The following is an 18,239-nucleotide window of genomic DNA, read 5'->3' on the forward strand; positions in this document are numbered from 1 at the left end:
GCCCGCTCCCACAGGGGGGCGGTGTAAACCAGGGTTTTAGTGGGACATCACTTCACGAATGTCCCGCGCCAACTCACGCACACGCTCTTCCTCGGTATCCCACGAGCACATGAAGCGTGCGCCGCCGTTGCCGATGAAGGTGTAGAAGCGCCAGCCCCTGGCGGTCAGCGCGGCGATGGCCGGTTCCGACAGTTGCAGGAACACGCCGTTGGCCTGCACCGGGAACATCAGCTCTACCCCCGGAATGTCGCTGACCAGCTCGGCCAGCAATTGCGCGCAGTGGTTGGCGTGGCGGGCGTATTTGAGCCAGGCGTCGTTTTCCAGGATTCCGACCCACGGCGCCGACAGGAAACGCATTTTCGATGCCAGCTGCCCGGCCTGTTTGCAGCGGTAATCGAAGTCTTCGGCCAGTTTGTGGTTGAAGAACAGGATCGCCTCGCCCACCGCCATGCCGTTCTTGGTGCCGCCGAAGCACAACACGTCGACGCCGGCCTTCCAGGTCAGGTCAGCCGGCGAGCAGCCGAGGAACGCGCAGGCGTTGGAGAAGCGTGCGCCGTCCATGTGCAGGTTCAGGCCCAGTTCCTTGCAGGTGGCGCTGATGGCGCGGATTTCGTCCGGGGTGTAGACGCTGCCGACTTCGGTGGCCTGGGTCAGGGTGACGACGCGGGGTTTCGGGTAATGGATGTCCTGGCGCTTGAGCGCGACCTCGCGGATCGATTCCGGGGTCAGCTTGCCGTTTTCAGTGCGCGCGATCAGCAGTTTGGAACCGTTGGAGAAGAATTCCGGGGCGCCGCATTCGTCGGTTTCGACGTGGGCGGTTTCCGAGCAGATCACGCTGTGGTAACTCTGGCACAGCGACGACAGCGCCAGCGAGTTGGCGGCGGTGCCGTTGAAGGCGAAAAACACTTCGCAGTCGGTTTCAAACAGTTTGCGGAAATCGTCGGAGGCGCGTGCGGTCCACTCGTCGTCGCCGTATGCACGCTGGTGGCCGTGGTTGGCCTGTTCCATGGCGGCCCAGGCTTCAGGGCAGATGCCGGAATAGTTGTCGCTGGCGAATTGTTGGCTCTTGTCGGTCATGGCCTGCTTCCGTGGTCGAGATGCCTATGGTGAAGCGTCCCGTGGTCAATGAGGGTGCGCACTGTACCCAAGATCGTCAGGTGGAGCGCACAGGATGTCGCTGTGGGGAAAATACAGTGTCGAAGGGCAATTATGCACGTGACAATGCACAAGACCATGCACAAGGCCATGCACTTAAAGCAGCGCGACGGTGCACTGGATCTGCTCAAGTGGCTGGCGCTTTTGAGCATGGTGCTCGATCACCTGCGATATGTCGGTTATTCCGTCGATCTGTTGTATGTGCCGGGGCGCCTGGCGTTTCCGTGGTTCTGTCTGGCGATGGCGGCCAACCTGGCGCGCGTGCGGGCTCCGACGACCGGCGGCCAGTGGCGCTATCTGGGTTGGTTGTTGCTGTTTAGCGCGGTGAGTGAAGTTCCCTACCGGATGTACATTCCCGATCCCGACACCTTGAACGTGTTGCCCACCCTTGCCCTGGGTCTGCTGGTGGCCCGTGGCTGGCAGCAGCCGGTACTTGCATCGCGACTGCTGGCGGCCGTTGCGTTGCTGTTGGCGGCGTTGTTCTCCCAGCGATTGATGTTCGGTTTCTTTGGCGTCCTGTTGCCGCTGGCGATACTGCTGGTGATCCGCCGTCCCTGGTATTTCGCGCTGTTGCCGGGGTTGGTCTGTCTTGCGGCCAATCAATGGCAGGTACTGTACTACTCCGTTCGATTGGGCAATCAGGTGGCGATGGCGGCAGTTGCCACTTGTCTGATTGCGCCATGGCTCGGGCTGTTCTTGTTGCGACATGTAAAAGGCGTAAAAGCACCGCCGATGCGGCGTTGGGCGTATGCCCTTTATCCCGTGCATTTCCTGTTGTTGCTCGCAGTGCGACAGGCTATCGCCTGACCCTGTGGGAGCGGGCTTGCTCGCGAAGAGGGAGTGTCAGGCGACATCCATGTTGCTGACACACCGCCTTCGCGAGCAAGCCCGCTCCCACAAGGGATCCATGCTGATTTGAGGTTTGTGTCTGGCATGCCATTTCCCGCCATGTCGTAAACGCACCTTTGCGTGGCGTCCATAGGCATTTGACCACTCGAAGCCGGTCATACCATCGCTATCAAAGGGCACTGCCGAAAAACCAGTGCCTCACCGAGACGAATGGCGCACCGCCGCCGCTGGGAGAGACGCGATGTTCAGCAAGCAAGACCAGATCCAGGGTTACGACGATGCACTGCTGGCGGCTATGAATGCCGAAGAGCAACGTCAGGAAGATCACATCGAGCTGATCGCGTCGGAGAACTACACCAGCAAGCGTGTCATGGAAGCGCAAGGCAGCGGCCTGACCAACAAATACGCCGAAGGTTATCCGGGCAAGCGCTACTACGGCGGTTGTGAACACGTCGACAAGGTTGAAGCCCTGGCCATCGAACGCGCCAAGCAACTGTTCGGCGCCGATTACGCCAACGTGCAGCCGCACTCCGGTTCCTCGGCCAACAGCGCCGTGTACCTGGCCCTGTTGCAAGCCGGCGACACCATCCTCGGCATGAGCCTGGCCCACGGTGGTCACCTGACCCACGGCGCCAAAGTGTCGTCTTCGGGCAAGCTGTACAACGCCGTGCAGTACGGTATCGACACCAAGACCGGCCTGATCGACTACGACGAAGTCGAGCGCCTGGCCGTCGAGTGCAAGCCGAAGATGATCGTTGCCGGTTTCTCGGCCTACTCCAAGACCCTCGACTTCCCGCGCTTCCGCCAGATCGCCGACAAGGTCGGTGCACTGCTGTTCGTCGACATGGCCCACGTTGCCGGTCTGGTCGCTGCCGGCCTGTACCCGAACCCGCTGCCTTACGCCGATGTGGTCACCACCACCACCCACAAGACCCTGCGCGGTCCGCGTGGCGGGCTGATCCTGGCCAAGTCCAACGAAGAAATTGAGAAGAAGCTCAACGCGGCAGTTTTCCCGGGTGCCCAGGGCGGCCCGCTGATGCACGTGATCGCCGGTAAGGCAGTGTGCTTCAAGGAAGCGCTGGAGCCAAGCTTCAAGGCTTATCAGCAACAAGTGATTGATAACGCCCAGGCCATGGCCGGCGTATTTATCAAACGCGGCTACGATGTAGTGTCCGGCGGTACCGACAACCACCTGTTCCTGGTCAGCCTGATCCGTCAGGGCCTGACCGGCAAGGACGCGGATGCAGCACTCGGTCGCGCCCACATCACTGTGAACAAGAACGCTGTCCCGAACGATCCACAGTCGCCGTTCGTCACCTCCGGCCTGCGCATCGGCACCCCGGCGGTGACCACTCGCGGCTTCAAGGTGACCCAGTGCGTCACGCTGGCCGGCTGGATCTGCGACATCCTCGACAACCTCGGCGATGCCGATGTCGAGGCCAATGTCGCGCAGCAAGTGGCAGCCCTGTGCGCGGACTTCCCGGTTTATCGCTGAGCGCGGTTTTGGAGTAAATGACTATGCAACGCTACTCGGGCTTCGGCCTCTTCAAACACTCTCTCAGCCATCATGAAAACTGGCAGAAAATGTGGCGCACGCCGACCCCTAAAAAGGTCTACGACGTGGTCATCGTCGGCGGTGGCGGGCATGGTCTCGCCACGGCTTACTACCTGGCCAAGGAACACGGCATCACCAACGTGGCCGTGGTCGAGAAAGGCTGGCTGGGCGGCGGTAACACCGCGCGCAACACCACCATCGTGCGTTCCAACTACCTGTGGGACGAGTCGGCGCACCTGTACGAACACGCGATGAAACTGTGGGAAGGCCTGTCCCAGGACCTCAACTACAACGTGATGTTCTCCCAGCGCGGCGTCTACAACCTGTGTCACACCCTGCAGGACATCCGTGATTCCGAGCGTCGGGTCAGCGCCAACCGCCTCAACGGCGTGGACGGTGAACTGCTCGATGCCAAGCAAGTGGCCGACGAGATCCCGTACCTCGACTGCTCGAAAAACACTCGCTACCCGGTGATGGGCGCAACCGTCCAGCGTCGCGGCGGCGTGGCCCGTCACGATGCCGTGGCCTGGGGCTTTGCCCGTGCCGCCGATGCCCTCGGCGTGGACCTGATCCAGCAGACCGAAGTGATCGGTTTCCGCAAGGAAAACGGCGTGTGCATCGGCGTTGAAACCAACAAGGGCTTCATTGGCGCCAAGCGCGTCGGTGTAGTGACTGCCGGTAACTCCGGGCACATGGCCAAGCTCGCCGGTTTCCGCCTGCCGATCGAATCCCATCCGCTGCAAGCGCTGGTGTCCGAGCCGATCAAGCCGATTATTGACAGCGTGATCATGTCCAACGCCGTGCACGGCTACATCAGCCAGTCCGACAAGGGCGACCTGGTGATCGGCGCCGGTATCGACGGCTACAACGGCTACGGCCAGCGTGGTTCGTACCCGGTGATCGAGCACACCATCCAGGCCATCGTCGAGATGTTCCCGGTGCTGTCGCGCGTACGCATGAACCGTCAGTGGGGCGGCATCGTCGACACCACGCCGGATGCCTGCCCGATCATTTCGAAAACCCCGGTACCGAACATGTTCTTCAACTGCGGTTGGGGCACCGGCGGCTTCAAGGCTACACCTGGCTCGGGCAACGTGTTTGCCGCAAGCCTGGCCAAGGGTGAAATGCACCCGTTGGCCGCACCTTTCTCCATCGACCGTTTCCACAACGGTGCGTTGATCGATGAACACGGCGCTGCTGCGGTCGCCCACTAACAGGAGAAATCCCCATGTTGCATATCTTCTGTCCTCACTGCGGCGAACTGCGCTCCGAAGAGGAATTCCATGCATCCGGCCAGGCGCACATCCCGCGTCCACTGGATCCGAACAGCTGCACCGACGAGGAGTGGGGCGACTACATGTTCTTCCGCGACAACCCGCGCGGTCTGCACCACGAGCTGTGGGATCACGTCGCCGGTTGCCGTCAGTACTTCAACGTCACCCGCGACACCGTGACCTACGAGATTCTCGAAACCTACAAGATCGGCACCAAGCCACAATTCACCGACAAGACCGATAGCCCGAAAGCGGCCAGCACGGCTCTGGGAGAGAAGGTATGAGCCAGATCAATCGCCTGTCCAACGGCGGACGGATCGACCGCAACAAAGTCTTGACCTTCACCTTCAACGGCCAGAACTACAAAGGCTTCGAAGGCGATTCCCTGGCCGCTGCACTGCTGGCCAACGGCGTCGACATCATCGGTCGCAGCTTCAAGTATTCCCGTCCGCGCGGCATCTTCGCCGCCGGTGCCGAAGAGCCGAACGCGGTGCTGCAGATCGGCGCCACTGAAGCCACGCAGATTCCGAACGTGCGCGCCACGCAACAGGCGCTGTATCAAGGTTTGGTCGCCACCAGCACCAACGGCTGGCCGAGCGTGAACAACGACATGATGGGGATTCTCGGCAAGGTCGGCGGCAAGCTGATGCCACCGGGCTTCTACTACAAAACCTTCATGTACCCGCAATCGTTCTGGATGACTTACGAGAAGTACATCCGCAAGGCTGCCGGCCTGGGCCGCTCGCCGACCGAGAACGATCCGGACACCTACGACTACATGAACCAGCACTGCGACGTGCTGATCGTCGGCGCCGGCCCTGCCGGTCTGGCTGCTGCACTGGCGGCTGCGCGCAGCGGTGCCCGCGTGATCCTCGCCGATGAGCAGGAAGAGTTCGGTGGCAGCCTGCTCGATTCCCGCGAAAGCCTCGACGGCAAGCCGGCAATGGAGTGGGTCGCCAGCGTCATCGACGAATTGAAGAACACCCCGGACGTGCTGCTGTTGCCGCGCGCCACCGTCAATGGCTATCACGACCACAACTTCCTGACCATTCACGAGCGCCTGACCGATCACCTCGGCGACCGCGCCCCGATTGGCCAGGTGCGTCAGCGCATCCACCGGGTTCGTGCCAAGCGTGTGGTGCTGGCGACCGGCGCTCACGAGCGTCCACTGGTCTACGGCAACAACGATGTACCGGGCAACATGCTCGCCGGCGCCATCTCGACCTACGTGCGTCGTTACGGCGTGGCACCGGGCAAGAAGCTGGTCTTGAGCACTAACAACGACCACGCCTACCGCGTTGCCCTGGATTGGCTCGATGCCAGCCTGCAAGTGGTGGCCATCGCCGACGCCCGCAGCAACCCGCGTGGTGCGCTGGTGGAAGAGGCCCGCGCCAAAGGCATCCGCATCCTCACCGGCAGCGCCGTGATCGAGGCCCGTGGCAGCAAGCGCGTGACCGCTGCCCGTGTGGCCGCCATTGATGTCAAAGCCCACACCGTGACCAGCCCAGGCGAATGGCTTGAATGCGACGTGGTGGCCAGCTCCGGTGGCTACAGCCCGGTGGTTCACCTGGCTTCGCACCTGGGTGGCAAGCCGATCTGGCGCGAAGACATCCTCGGTTTCGTACCGGGCGAAGCACCGCAGAAACGCGTGTGCGTCGGTGGCATCAACGGCGTCTACGGTCTTGGCGATTCCCTGGCCGATGGTTTTGAAGGTGGTGTGCGCGCCGCCGCCGAAGCCGGCTTCCAATCGGTCGAAGGCGTGCTGCCGAAAGCTCTGAGCCGTCTCGAAGAACCGACCCTGGCGCTGTTCCAGGTACCGCACGAAAAGAACACCGCACGTGCGCCGAAGCAATTCGTCGACCTGCAAAACGACGTCACCGCCGCCGCCATCGAACTGGCGACCCGCGAGGGCTTCGAGTCGGTCGAGCACGTCAAGCGCTACACCGCACTGGGCTTCGGCACCGATCAGGGCAAGCTCGGCAACGTCAACGGCCTGGCCATCGCTGCCCGCTCGCTGAACGTGACCATCCCGCAGATGGGCACCACCATGTTCCGTCCGAACTACACGCCGGTGACTTTCGGCGCCGTGGCCGGTCGTCACTGTGGGCATATCTTCGAGCCGGTGCGTTACACCGCGCTGCATCAATGGCACCTGAAAAACGGCGCCGAGTTCGAAGATGTCGGCCAGTGGAAGCGTCCTTGGTACTTCCCGAAATCCGGTGAAGACCTGCATGCCGCGGTGAAGCGCGAATGCAAAGCCGTGCGCGACAGTGTCGGCCTGCTCGATGCTTCGACCCTGGGCAAGATCGACATCCAGGGCCCGGATGCGCGCGAGTTCCTCAACCGCGTCTACACCAACGCCTGGACCAAGCTCGACGTGGGCAAGGCGCGCTACGGCCTGATGTGCAAAGAAGACGGCATGGTCTTCGACGACGGCGTGACGGCTTGCCTGGCCGACAACCATTTCGTCATGACCACCACCACCGGCGGCGCGGCACGCGTGCTGCAGTGGCTGGAGCTGTACCACCAGACCGAATGGCCGGACATGAAGGTGTACTTCACCTCCGTCACCGACCACTGGGCGACCATGACCCTGTCCGGGCCGAACAGCCGCAAGCTGCTCAGCGAAGTCACCGACATCGACTTGAGCAGCGAAGCCTTCCCGTTCATGACCTGGAAAGAAGGTCTGGTGGGTGGTGTACCAGCGCGGGTGTTCCGGATTTCGTTTACCGGCGAGCTGTCGTACGAAGTCAACGTGCAAGCCGACTACGCCATGGGCGTACTGGAAAAAATCGTCGACGCCGGCAAGAAGTACAACCTGACGCCATATGGCACCGAAACCATGCACGTGCTGCGGGCCGAGAAGGGCTTCATCATCGTCGGTCAGGACACTGACAGCTCGATGACCCCGGACGACCTGAATATGGGCTGGTGTGTCGGTCGCACCAAACCGTTCTCGTGGATCGGCTGGCGTGGCATGAACCGTGAAGACTGTGTGCGTGATCAGCGCAAACAGCTGGTTGGCCTGAAGCCGATCGATCCGACCAAATGGCTGCCGGAAGGTGCGCAACTGGTGTTCAACACCAAGCAAGCCATCCCGATGACCATGGTGGGTCACGTGACTTCCAGTTACTTGCACAACTCCCTGGGCTATTCGTTTGCCATGGGCGTGGTCAAGGGCGGGTTGCAGCGGATGGGCGAGCGAGTGTTCGCACCGCTGGCCGATGGCAGCGTGATCGAGGCGGAAATCGTTTCTTCGGTGTTCTTCGATCCGAAGGGTGAACGCCAGAACGTTTGATGGCTTCAAGACTTGTGAGTGGGCAATGACACCGAGTCGGCCCATTCGCGAGCAAGCCCGCTCCCACAGGGGAATGCGGTCGAATGTGGGAGCGGGCTTGCTCGCGAAGGCGGCGGAACAGCCACCACAAAGGCCGGAACCAACAGAATTCAGAACAGGTGCTTTATGACCGCAGCCAATGTTTACCAACAACGCCCAACCTCCGGGGCCAAGGCCGAGTCGTCGTTGCATCATGCCGACCTCGCCAGCCTGGTGGGCAAGGGCCGCAAGAACGCCGGCGTGACCGTGCGTGAGAAAAAACTCCTCGGTCACCTGACCATCCGTGGCGATGGCCACGATGCCGCGTTTGCCGCAGGCGTGCACAAGGCCCTGGGCATTGAATTGCCGGGCGCGCTGAGCGTTATCGTCAAAGGCGAAACCAGTTTGCAATGGATGGGGCCGGATGAGTGGCTGCTGATCGTGCCGACCGGTGAAGAACTGGCCGCCGAGCAAAAACTGCGCAAAGCACTGGGCGATCTGCACATTGCAATCGTCAACGTCAGCGGCGGCCAGCAACTCCTCGAACTGAGCGGCCCGAACGTGCGCCAGGTGCTGATGAAGTCCACCAGCTATGACGTGCACCCGAACAACTTCCCGGTGGGCAAAGCCGTCGGCACGGTGTTCGCCAAGTCGCAACTGATGATCCGTCACACCGCCGAAGACACCTGGGAACTGCTGATTCGTCGCAGTTTCTCGGATTACTGGTGGTTGTGGTTGCAGGATGCTTCTGCCGAGTATGGCCTCAGCGTCCAGGCCTGAATTCCTGTAGCAGCTGCCGTAGGCTGCGTTCGACGACGAAGTCGTCGTCAAACCTGCGACAGGGTTCTTTCAGACTGATCCGGGATTCAGGTTTTACGAAGGCTTCGCCGCCGAACGCAGCCTTCGGCAGCTGCTACACAAAGCGGCGTTGCTGCTACTTTCGAACAGGAGTCACGCATTATGAGCCGCGCCCCAGACACATGGATTCTGACCGCCGACTGCCCCAGCGTCCTCGGCACCGTGGACGCGGTGACCCGCTTTCTGTTCGAGCAGGGCTGCTACGTCACTGAACACCATTCCTTCGATGACCGGCTCTCGGGTCGTTTTTTCATTCGCGTGGAATTTCGCCAACCCGATGGTTTCGACGAACAGTCGTTCCGTGCGGGTCTGGCCGAGCGTGGCGAAGCCTTCGGCATGATTTTCGAACTGACCGCGCCGAACTACCGGCCGAAAGTGGTGATCATGGTCTCCAAGGCCGATCACTGCCTCAACGACTTGCTCTATCGCCAACGCATCGGTCAGTTGTCGATGGACGTCGCCGCCGTGGTCTCCAACCACCCGGACCTCAAGCCACTGGCCGACTGGCACCAGATTCCGTACTACCACTTCCCGCTGGATCCGAACGACAAGCCGTCCCAGGAACGTCAGGTATGGCAGGTCATTGAAGAGTCCGGTGCGGAACTGGTGATTCTTGCGCGCTACATGCAAGTGCTGTCGCCGGAGTTGTGCCGCAAGCTCGATGGCAAGGCGATCAACATCCACCACTCCCTGCTGCCCGGGTTCAAGGGCGCCAAGCCCTATCACCAGGCCTACAACAAGGGCGTGAAACTGGTCGGTGCCACCGCGCATTACATCAACAACGACCTGGATGAAGGTCCGATCATTGCCCAGGGTGTGGAAGCGGTGGACCACAGCCATTATCCCGAGGATTTGATCGCCAAGGGGCGGGATATCGAAGGGCTGACGCTGGCCCGGGCCGTGGGGTATCACATTGAACGTCGCGTGTTCCTTAACGCCAATCGCACCGTCGTTCTTTAGATCGCTTTCGCGAGCAAGCCCGCTCCCACAGGGGATTTGTGTGAGTACACAGGTCTCAATCACACCAGAGATCAAATGTGGGAGCGGGCTTGCTCGCGAAGAGGCCCTGACAGACAACGCAAAAAGACACAGGCAATACCCCGGGCAATCAACGCGCCGCCGATCCATGGCGACGCGACCGCTACATAAAAACAACAGCGAGGTGAAAGCATGTCTGGCAATCGTGGTGTGGTGTATCTCGGCGCTGGCAAGGTCGAAGTGCAGAAGATTGACTATCCGAAAATGCAGGACCCGCGTGGCAGGAAGATTGAACACGCTGTCATCCTGCGTGTGGTGTCCACCAACATCTGTGGTTCCGACCAGCACATGGTGCGCGGTCGTACCACGGCGCAAACCGGCCTGGTGCTGGGTCACGAGATCACCGGTGAAGTGATCGAGAAGGGCAGTGACGTCGAAAACCTGCAAATCGGCGACCTGGTCTCGGTACCGTTCAACGTGGCTTGCGGGCGCTGCCGTTCCTGTAAGGAAATGCACACCGGCGTGTGCCTGAGCGTCAACCCGGCGCGTCCGGGCGGTGCCTACGGTTACGTCGACATGGGCGACTGGACCGGTGGTCAGGCGGAATACGCCATGGTGCCGTACGCCGACTTCAACCTGTTGAAACTGCCGGATCGCGATCGGGCGATGGAAAAAATCCGCGACCTGACCTGCCTCTCCGACATCCTGCCAACCGGTTACCACGGCGCAGTGACTGCCGGCGTTGGCCCGGGCAGCACTGTGTACATCGCTGGCGCCGGCCCGGTTGGTCTGGCCGCTGCCGCTTCGGCTCGCCTGCTGGGTGCTGCCGTGGTGATCGTCGGTGACGTCAACACCATCCGCCTGGCCCACGCCAAGGCCCAGGGTTTCGAAATCGCCGACTTGTCCCTCGACACGCCGCTGCACGAGCAAATCGCTGCGCTGCTGGGCGAACCGGAAGTGGATTGCGCCATCGACGCCGTAGGCTTCGAAGCCCGTGGCCATGGCCATGACGGCGTGAAACACGAAGCCCCGGCCACCGTACTCAACTCGCTGATGGGCGTGGTGCGTGTAGCCGGCAAGATCGGTATCCCCGGCCTGTACGTCACCGAAGACCCGGGCGCTGTCGACGCTGCCGCAAAAATGGGCAGCCTGAGCATCCGCTTCGGTCTGGGCTGGGCCAAATCCCACAGCTTCCACACCGGCCAGACCCCGGTGATGAAGTACAACCGCCAGCTGATGCAGGCAATCATGTGGGACCGTATCAACATCGCCGAAGTGGTGGGCGTTCAGGTGATCAGCCTGGATCAGGCTCCGCAGGGTTATGGCGAGTTCGATGCCGGCGTGCCGAAGAAGTTTGTGATCGATCCGCACAAGATGTTCAGCGCGGCGTAAGTCTTCACGCAATAAAAAACGGCGACCTTCGGGTCGCCGTTTTGTTTGGGCGGTGTATCCACTTTGTGGCGAGGGAGCTTGCTCCCGCTGGGCTGCGAAGCGGCCCTAAATCATGAGCGTGGGGTCTATCAGCTATACCGTGGTGGGTGGTTTGCGACGGCTGCGCCGCCGAGCGGGAGCAAGCTCCCTCGCCACAAAAGCACACTCACAAAGGCGGATCAGTGTTTTCAAAGCGCCGCCAACGCCCCTTGATACAACACTGGCCCCGTCGGTTGCCCGGTCGGCGAGCCACCCTTCGGCTCAAGGCTGACCGCCAGCGCAATCGGCTTGCCGATCAGCGCTTTCTGCGTTTCGCTCAATTCCACCTTGCCTTTGCCTCCAGTCGGAATCACGCCGAGGGAGATCGGCTTGCCGTCCGCCGGAATCGCCCACAACTCCAGACTTTGCCCAGGTTCGACAGCCGCCAGCGTCAGCGGCTCGACTTGCAGGTAATTCTCGTGGGCCTGTACGCGCATCGCGGGTTGCGCGTCGGCGTTGACCAATGTGGCGCTGTAGCGGGCGTCGTCGGGGAGGTAGAGCACGCCGAGAGTCACTGCGATCAGCAGCGAGCAAACTGCCGCCGTCACTCGCAGCCAATTCCAGAACGGACGCTTCTCTGGCACGTGCAGCACTTGCGGTTCGATCCGCGCAGTAATGCCTTGCCAGACGCGATCCGGCACCGGCTGCTCCGGCAGGGCATCGGTCAGGCTGAGCAGGCTTTCCTGCCACTGTGCCAGTTCTGCGCGCAAGGCCGCATCTTCCAGCAACAGCTGTTCGAAACGCCGGCGCGCGGTGGCAGGCATCAAGCCAATGGCATAGTCGGCGGCAAGGGCGCGGCGCAGGGTCGGGGTTCGATAGTTCATGATTCAAGGCACCTGCGCAGGCGTTCCATGCCGCGACGGATCCAGGACTTCACCGAGCCCAGCGGCGCGGCCAGGTGTTCGGCCAGTTCGGAGCACGACAGTCCCTGGAAATAGGCGACGGTAATCGACTGGCGCTGCATGCCTTCGAGGCTGTCCAGACAGCGGTTCAGGGCGCTGGCCTCGTGGGCGCTGGCCAGTTGCTCGTCGGCCGATGGGCTTTCATCCACGAGCATTTGTTCTTCGAAATCGCTCAATGGCCGATCGCGGTGTTTGCGCAACTGGTCGATGGCCTGATGACGGGTGATGTTGACCATCCAGGTCAACGGCGCCGACAAATGCGCTTCGTAGCGCGATGCATTGTTCCAGATGCGCACGAAACTCTCTTGCAGCACCTCTTCGGCCAGGTCCGGACGGCCCATGAAGCGCAGCGCTACCCCATGCAGGCGCGGGCCGACACTGCGGTACAGCGTCTCGAAGGCGCGGCGGTCGCCCAGTGAACACTGGGCCAGCAGTTGCCTGAGCTGATCGGCGTCGGTGATGGGAATGGCGGTTCTCCCGGAAAGCGGAGCAGGGGGCCGGTTGCAGGCAGAGGTTAGTTCACGGCGCGCAGTTGTTCCATTCACGGCGAACACCTCGGGCGGACCGCCGCCCCCGATGTGCGGGGACGGCGGCACGGCTCAGCTTTTCGGCATCAGCACCTTGTCGATGACCTGAATCACCCCGTTGGACTGGTATACGTCGTAGGTGGTGATGTCAGCGACGTCGCCCTTTTCATCCTTGATGGTGATGTTGTGCGGGCCGTTCATCATGGCCCACAGTTTGCCGCCGGCAACCGTGGTCAGTTCGGCCTTGCCGCCACCGGCCCTGATCTTCTCGGCCAGGGTCATCATGTCGAGTTTCCCGGCGACCACGTGGTAGGTGAGGATGTGGGTCAGCGTGGCTTTGTTGGCCGGTTTGAGCAGGGTGTCGACGGTGCCCGCGGGTAGCGCGGTGAAGGCCGAATTGACCGGGGCGAACACGGTGAACGGACCTTTGCCCTTGAGGGTGTCGACCAGGCCGGCGGCTTTTACCGCGGCGACCAGAGTGGTGTGATCGGCGGAGTTAACCGCGTTATCGATGATGTCCTTGCTCGGCAGCATGGTCTGACCGCCGACCGTGACAGTGTCGTGGCCCATGTCCGCCGCTTGCACGGTGTTCAGGACGAGTCCGCCACCAAGGGCCAGGGTCAGCAGGCTGGCAATCAATGGCGTTTTGATCGAAGTGCGTTTCATGGTGATGATCCTTGTGATGAGAATCGGCCAGGAGTGTCTGTCCGTGCTTGATATACGTGCGTGGTGGCAGGCTGGATGCAGTGTTGGGGGGATTTTTTCCTGTAGGAGCGAGCTTGCTCGCGATGGAGGTTAACGAAGACGGGGGCTGCCTGGATAAACGCAGTGCCCTGGAGTTCATCGCGAGCAAGCTCGCTCCTACGATGGATGGCGGGAACAATGTCGGGGCATATCAGTCAAACGCACAGTTTTGCGCCGCCCATTGCCGGGCGGTGTTCATAGAGGATGTCTGAATGAAGATTTCACGCGGTTTTGCCCTGGCATCGCTCTTGACCCTGGCGGTCAGCCCGGCCTTTGCACAGTTCAACCTGAGCGATGCGGCCAATGCCATTGCAGGTATGAAGGGCGGTGACGCGACCGCGACTGCCGCACCGACGCCGCAGACAGCCGACCTGCTGAGCACCCTCAGTGAATTGAACATCACCCCACAGCAAGCCATCGGCGGCGCCGGGGCGATGCTGGGTCTGGCGAAGAACCAGTTGAGTTCGAACGACTATTCGGAACTGGCCAAAAGCGTGCCGGGCATCGACATGCTCTCGGGAGGCGGTGAGTTGGGTGCGCTGGCCGGTCTGCTCGGCTCCAGCGGCAAAGCTGTAGGGCTGGATAATGCCCTGGGCAACGTCAAGGACACCAACGACCTGAACAACGCCTTCAGCGCCCTGGGTATGGACAGCGGCATGATCGGCCTGTTTACCCCGGTGCTCCTGCAATACCTTGGTCAGCAGGGTGTCGGCGGTACGCTGCTGAGCAGCCTGGGCGGGATCTGGGGTGCCGGCACCGGTAGTTGATTCAGCGGCGCCCGGCGCGCAAGGCGTCGATGCGCTGATCCTTCTCGATCCAGAGCTGGTTGACCCAGTTCTGGATTTTTTCACGAAACAGCGGATCGTTTTCGTAATCGCCCTGCCACAGCGTCGGGTCGAGTTCGCGGGTCCGGATGTCGATGATGACGCTTGGCACATTGCCGCTGATCAGGTCCCAGAACCCCGGAATCTTCTGTTGCGGATAAACCACCGTCACATCGAGAATCGCGTCCAGCTGTTCACCCATTGCCGCCAGCACAAACGCCACTCCGCCGGCCTTGGGCTTGAGCAGGTGATTGAACGGTGACTGCTGCTGGGCACGTTTAGCCGCCGTAAAACGGGTGCCTTCGAGGTAATTGACCACCGTCACCGGTTGGCGCTTGAACAGTTCGCAGGCTTGTCTGGTGATTTCAAGATCCTTGCCCGCGAGTTCCGGGTGCCTGGCCAGGAATGCCTTGCTGTAGCGCTTCATGAACGGGTAATCCAGCGCCCACCACGCCAGGCCCAGGAAGGGCACCCAGATCAGCTCTTTCTTGAGGAAGAATTTGAAGAACGGTGTCCGTCGGTTCAGCGTCTGGATCAGCGCCGGGATGTCGACCCAGGATTGATGGTTGCTGATCACCAGATACGAGGTGTCGCGGCGCAGATCGTCACCGCCACGAATGTCCCATCGGGTGGGGATACAGACACGGAAGATCAGCTTGTCGATCTCGGACCAGGTCTCGGCAATCCACATCACCGACCATGAGGCGTAATCGCGAAAACGGCCAGGCAGGACCAGTTTGAGCAGGGCAAACACCATCAACGGCCCGATCAGGACCAGGGTGTTGAGCAGAAGCAGCAGGGTCACGAAACAGCCGGTGAGCAGGCGGCGCATAAGTCACTCGTGGAAGCGGTTGGGCGCGCCATGATAAGCAGCTTGGGGCGACAGGCCAAATCGGCTGATGACGAATGTTTCACTTTTGGATGGCTATGCTCGACGCTGAAGTTGTGTTGAATATGCTGGCCTCTTCGCGAGCAAGCCCGCTCCCACAGTGTTCGTGTCGAGTGCGAAACCTGCGAAGGGATCTCAGGGGCGAACGAATGGCTCAACGACTGTCTAAAACCTCGCATCCGACGCCCCCATTTTCCAAGGAAGTCCAAGACGTGAAATCCCTCCTTGCAGTGCTCTCCCTCATCGCCCTGCCGGTCATGGCCGCCGAGCCGACCCTCTATGGGCGTTACGAATACATCGCCCTGCCGGAAATCGGCGGGCAAGTCCTCAAGGCGAAAATGGACACCGGTGCACTGACCGCATCGCTGTCGGCCAAGGACATCGAAACTTTCAAGCGTGATGGCGAAGACTGGGTGCGTTTCCGCCTCGGTACCAAGGATGCGAGCAACAAAGTCTACGAACACAAAGTTGCGCGGATCAGCAAGATCAAGACTCGCTCCGAAGAGGAGGAGGATGACAGCGAAGTCGTCGCGCCGACGAAGCGTCCAGTGGTCGATCTGGAGCTGTGCCTGGGCAGCGTCAAGCGCACCGTAGAGGTCAACCTCACCGACCGCAGCAGCTTCAACTACCCGCTGCTGATCGGCGCCAAGGCGTTGCGCGAGTTCGGCGCGGCGGTGAATCCGGCTCGGCGGTTTACGGCGGACAAGCCGGATTGCTGATTATTTAAGCGCAAGCAGCTTTGCGCGGCGATCTCAGTGTGTGAGTGCCTAGAGCTTGGGCATCGTCGCAATCATCGAAGGTCGCTGACTCACTTCGAAATACCACCCCGCCAACTGCGGGTTCGCCTCGCGCCAATCCAGATCCGGATGGCGTAGGTCCAGATACCCCAACGCACACGCCACGCTGATCGCCGCCACATCGAAGTGGCAGGTCAGCTCGGCAATTGCGTCCTTTTCCAGCAATGCCAAGGCACGGCGGATTTTGTCGCGCTGGCCGTCGAGCCATTCGTCCCAGTGTTTCTCCGGAGCGCGCAGGGCGACTTCGTAACGCACCAGCACGGCCGCGTCCATGATCCCGTCGGCCAGCGAAGCGAGGGTCAGGCGCCGCCAGCGGGCTGAGCCTTCGCGGGGGATCAGCGGGTTGCCGACGTGCTGATGATCGAGGTAATCGAGGATCACCCGGCTGTCGTGGATGATGTTGCCGTCGGCCAGGCGCAGGGCCGGGATTTTGCTCAGGGGATTGTCGTCGATCAGGGTCAGGTCCGGGTTGACCGGAGTGAGTACGCTGGTTTGCAACGCCACACGGTTCTGCTGACCGGTTTCGTGCAACAGCACCATGACTTTGCGAACGAATGGGGAAAGCGGGTTGTGGTACAGGGTCATGCTCGGGGCGGACATGGCAACGTCTCGGTCGGTGGCGGTGTCGAGCAGCATAGCGCGTTGACTTGATAGCTCAAGACCACAAAAAACACAGATCCTCTGTGGGAGCGGGCTTGCTCGCGAAAGCGGTGTATCAGTCGCATCAGATGTTGCCTGACACTCCGCCTTCGCGAGCAAGCCCGCTCCCACAGTGTTTAGCGGCGTTGCAGCAGACCGCGCAAGGCAAGGACAGTCGGGATGCCCAGGCCAACCCAGCTCAGGGCGTCCCAAACGCCATCCCCCAGCAGCGCGGAAAACAGCCCGGCTGCGCTGAACAGGGCGATTACCGTGGGCGTCGAGAAGACCTTCCAGAAGTTCGACTGCCGGGGTTTCATGCCACGCTCTCCACTTTTTCCGGCGCAGGCTTGGCGGCCTTGCGCCGCACCACCCACAAATAGACACCGCTGCCGAGCACAATGATGGTCAGCACATCCAGGGTCGCCCAGAGGATCTTCATCGGCATGCCGCCGTAGTCACCGAAGTGCAGCGGCTGCGACATGCCCATGGCGTCCATGTACCACGGTCGTTCGGCCACGGCAGTGACTTGCTGGGTGCTGGCATCGATCAGTACCGGCGTCAACAGGTGCGAGGTCAGTTGCGTACTGCCTTTCATGAACACCGCGTAATGGTGCTCACTGGAAAACCGTGTGCCGGGGAAGGCGATGAAGTCCGGTTGCATGTCCGGCGCGACATCCTTGGCGATGTCGAGCAAACGAGTGGCCGGTGCCAATTGCGTCAGCGGTGGCGCATCGCGGTACGGCGCGACCATCGCGCTCAGGCTGTCGTTGCGCCAGGCGGCAATAATCAGGTCGGCGCAGGCACTGATCACGCCGGTCACGCCGACCACCAGGGCCCAGGTCAACGTCACCACACCGATCAGGTTATGCAGGTCGAGCCAGCGCAGGCGCGTGGATTTGTCCTGGCGCACGGTGGCGAATTTCAAACGACGCATGAACGGCAGGTACAACACCGTGCCGGAAACTATTGCCACCACGAACAAAATCCCCATGAACGCCAGCAGCAGCTTTCCCGGCAGCCCCGCAAACATATCCACGTGCAGGCGCAGCATGGTCATCATGAAGCCGCCGTTGGCGGATGGCGTTTCCAGCGCTTCGCCGGTACGGGCGTCGAGCATAAAGGTGTGGGACGAGTTCGGCTCGGTGCCTGCGGTCGCGGCCATGATGGTCAGCACGGCGTTGGGCTCATCGTCCTCGAAGCCGAAATACTGCATGACTTCACCGGGACGGTGTTTCTCGGCCGCTTCTACCAACTGCTGCAAATTCAGGTGCGGGGTGTCCGCCGGCATTTCCTTCACTTCAGGTGCATCGCCCAGCCAGTGGTCGATCTCGTGGTGAAAGATCAACGGCAGGCCGGTCAGTGCCAGCAGCAACAGGAACACCGTACAAATCAGGCTGGTCCAGGTATGAACGGCGGACCAGCGGCGAATTGTTTTACTTTTCATTTCATAGCCTTCAGAAAA

General features: G+C 61.4%; 18 protein-coding genes. 10 read left to right on the plus strand and 8 right to left on the minus strand.

Annotation, left to right across the window (positions count from 1 at the left end):
• Positions 1 to 36: 36 nt before the first annotated feature.
• Positions 37 to 1,077: a threonine aldolase family protein gene (locus PMI28_RS27730; RefSeq protein ID WP_007981364.1), complete on the minus strand. Its 1,041-nt coding sequence runs from the start codon at positions 1,075 to 1,077 to the stop codon at positions 37 to 39.
• Between the two features lie 132 nt (positions 1,078 to 1,209).
• Between PMI28_RS27730 and PMI28_RS27725 the strand changes: the two genes are divergently transcribed.
• From PMI28_RS27725 to fdhA, 8 genes are all read left to right on the plus strand, one after another.
• Positions 1,210 to 1,962, plus strand: coding sequence for a TraX family protein (locus PMI28_RS27725; protein WP_007981366.1), 753 nt, complete (start codon positions 1,210 to 1,212; stop codon positions 1,960 to 1,962).
• 283 nt (positions 1,963 to 2,245) lie between these two features.
• Positions 2,246 to 3,499 carry a serine hydroxymethyltransferase gene (gene glyA / locus PMI28_RS27720; protein WP_007981369.1) on the plus strand — a complete coding sequence of 418 codons (1,254 nt, stop codon included), beginning with the start codon at positions 2,246 to 2,248 and terminating at the stop codon, positions 3,497 to 3,499.
• A 23-nt stretch (positions 3,500 to 3,522) separates the two neighbouring features.
• On the plus strand, positions 3,523 to 4,773 hold the full coding sequence (locus PMI28_RS27715) for a sarcosine oxidase subunit beta (protein WP_007947735.1): 1,251 nt from the start codon (positions 3,523 to 3,525) through the stop codon (positions 4,771 to 4,773).
• A gap of 14 nt (positions 4,774 to 4,787) precedes the next feature.
• Positions 4,788 to 5,117 carry a sarcosine oxidase subunit delta gene (locus PMI28_RS27710; protein WP_007980417.1) on the plus strand — a complete coding sequence of 110 codons (330 nt, stop codon included), beginning with the start codon at positions 4,788 to 4,790 and terminating at the stop codon, positions 5,115 to 5,117.
• Positions 5,114 to 8,131, plus strand: coding sequence for a sarcosine oxidase subunit alpha (locus PMI28_RS27705; protein ID WP_007981371.1), 3,018 nt, complete (start codon positions 5,114 to 5,116; stop codon positions 8,129 to 8,131). The genes PMI28_RS27710 and PMI28_RS27705 overlap by 4 nt, the downstream gene beginning before the upstream one ends.
• Before the next feature lie 165 nt (positions 8,132 to 8,296).
• A complete protein-coding gene (locus PMI28_RS27700; protein ID WP_007980412.1) occupies positions 8,297 to 8,929 on the plus strand; it encodes a sarcosine oxidase subunit gamma in 633 nt (210 codons plus the stop codon).
• Between the two features lie 180 nt (positions 8,930 to 9,109).
• Complete coding sequence (gene purU / locus PMI28_RS27695; RefSeq protein ID WP_007981374.1) at positions 9,110 to 9,967, plus strand: formyltetrahydrofolate deformylase; 858 nt, start codon at positions 9,110 to 9,112, stop codon at positions 9,965 to 9,967.
• A gap of 210 nt (positions 9,968 to 10,177) precedes the next feature.
• A complete protein-coding gene (fdhA, locus tag PMI28_RS27690; protein ID WP_007981376.1) occupies positions 10,178 to 11,377 on the plus strand; it encodes a formaldehyde dehydrogenase, glutathione-independent in 1,200 nt (399 codons plus the stop codon).
• 227 nt (positions 11,378 to 11,604) lie between these two features.
• Here the strand turns inward: fdhA and PMI28_RS27685 are convergent, their stop codons facing one another.
• The 3 genes from PMI28_RS27685 to PMI28_RS27675 are packed head-to-tail and all read right to left on the minus strand — an operon-like array spanning position 11,605 to position 13,550.
• Positions 11,605 to 12,279, minus strand: a complete 675-nt coding sequence (locus PMI28_RS27685) for an anti-sigma factor (protein WP_007981378.1) — start codon at positions 12,277 to 12,279, stop codon at positions 11,605 to 11,607.
• Positions 12,276 to 12,902 (minus strand): sigma-70 family RNA polymerase sigma factor, encoded by a 627-nt coding sequence (locus tag PMI28_RS27680; RefSeq protein WP_007981381.1) that lies wholly within the window; start codon positions 12,900 to 12,902, stop codon positions 12,276 to 12,278. The genes PMI28_RS27685 and PMI28_RS27680 overlap by 4 nt, the downstream gene beginning before the upstream one ends.
• A gap of 54 nt (positions 12,903 to 12,956) precedes the next feature.
• On the minus strand, positions 12,957 to 13,550 hold the full coding sequence (locus PMI28_RS27675) for a fasciclin domain-containing protein (RefSeq protein ID WP_007981383.1): 594 nt from the start codon (positions 13,548 to 13,550) through the stop codon (positions 12,957 to 12,959).
• Between the two features lie 290 nt (positions 13,551 to 13,840).
• Here PMI28_RS27675 and PMI28_RS27670 point away from each other — a divergent pair, with 290 nt between their 5' ends.
• Positions 13,841 to 14,395 carry a DUF2780 domain-containing protein gene (locus tag PMI28_RS27670; protein ID WP_007981387.1) on the plus strand — a complete coding sequence of 185 codons (555 nt, stop codon included), beginning with the start codon at positions 13,841 to 13,843 and terminating at the stop codon, positions 14,393 to 14,395.
• 1 nt (position 14,396) lies between these two features.
• On the opposite strand, the gene PMI28_RS27665 is transcribed toward PMI28_RS27670, so the two are convergent.
• Positions 14,397 to 15,284, minus strand: a complete 888-nt coding sequence (locus PMI28_RS27665) for an acyltransferase (protein ID WP_007981388.1) — start codon at positions 15,282 to 15,284, stop codon at positions 14,397 to 14,399.
• A gap of 269 nt (positions 15,285 to 15,553) precedes the next feature.
• On the opposite strand from PMI28_RS27665, the gene rloA2 reads away from it, so the two are divergent.
• Complete coding sequence (rloA2, locus tag PMI28_RS27660; RefSeq protein WP_007981391.1) at positions 15,554 to 16,060, plus strand: retropepsin-like aspartic peptidase RloA2; 507 nt, start codon at positions 15,554 to 15,556, stop codon at positions 16,058 to 16,060.
• 48 nt (positions 16,061 to 16,108) lie between these two features.
• On the opposite strand, the gene PMI28_RS27655 is transcribed toward rloA2, so the two are convergent.
• The 3 genes from PMI28_RS27655 to PMI28_RS27645 form a co-directional block, all read right to left on the minus strand.
• The gene (locus PMI28_RS27655; RefSeq protein ID WP_033063022.1) at positions 16,109 to 16,738 is read right to left on the minus strand and encodes a glutathione S-transferase family protein; all 630 of its coding nucleotides are present in this window, start codon (positions 16,736 to 16,738) and stop codon (positions 16,109 to 16,111) included.
• A 176-nt stretch (positions 16,739 to 16,914) separates the two neighbouring features.
• Positions 16,915 to 17,094 carry a hypothetical protein gene (locus PMI28_RS27650; RefSeq protein WP_007981396.1) on the minus strand — a complete coding sequence of 60 codons (180 nt, stop codon included), beginning with the start codon at positions 17,092 to 17,094 and terminating at the stop codon, positions 16,915 to 16,917.
• Positions 17,091 to 18,221, minus strand: a complete 1,131-nt coding sequence (locus tag PMI28_RS27645) for a PepSY-associated TM helix domain-containing protein (protein WP_033063023.1) — start codon at positions 18,219 to 18,221, stop codon at positions 17,091 to 17,093. Before PMI28_RS27645 ends, PMI28_RS27650 begins: the two co-directional genes overlap by 4 nt.
• Positions 18,222 to 18,239 lie beyond the last annotated feature (18 nt).

Source organism: Pseudomonas sp. GM48 (assembly GCF_000282335.1).
Taxonomy (GTDB): domain Bacteria; phylum Pseudomonadota; class Gammaproteobacteria; order Pseudomonadales; family Pseudomonadaceae; genus Aquipseudomonas.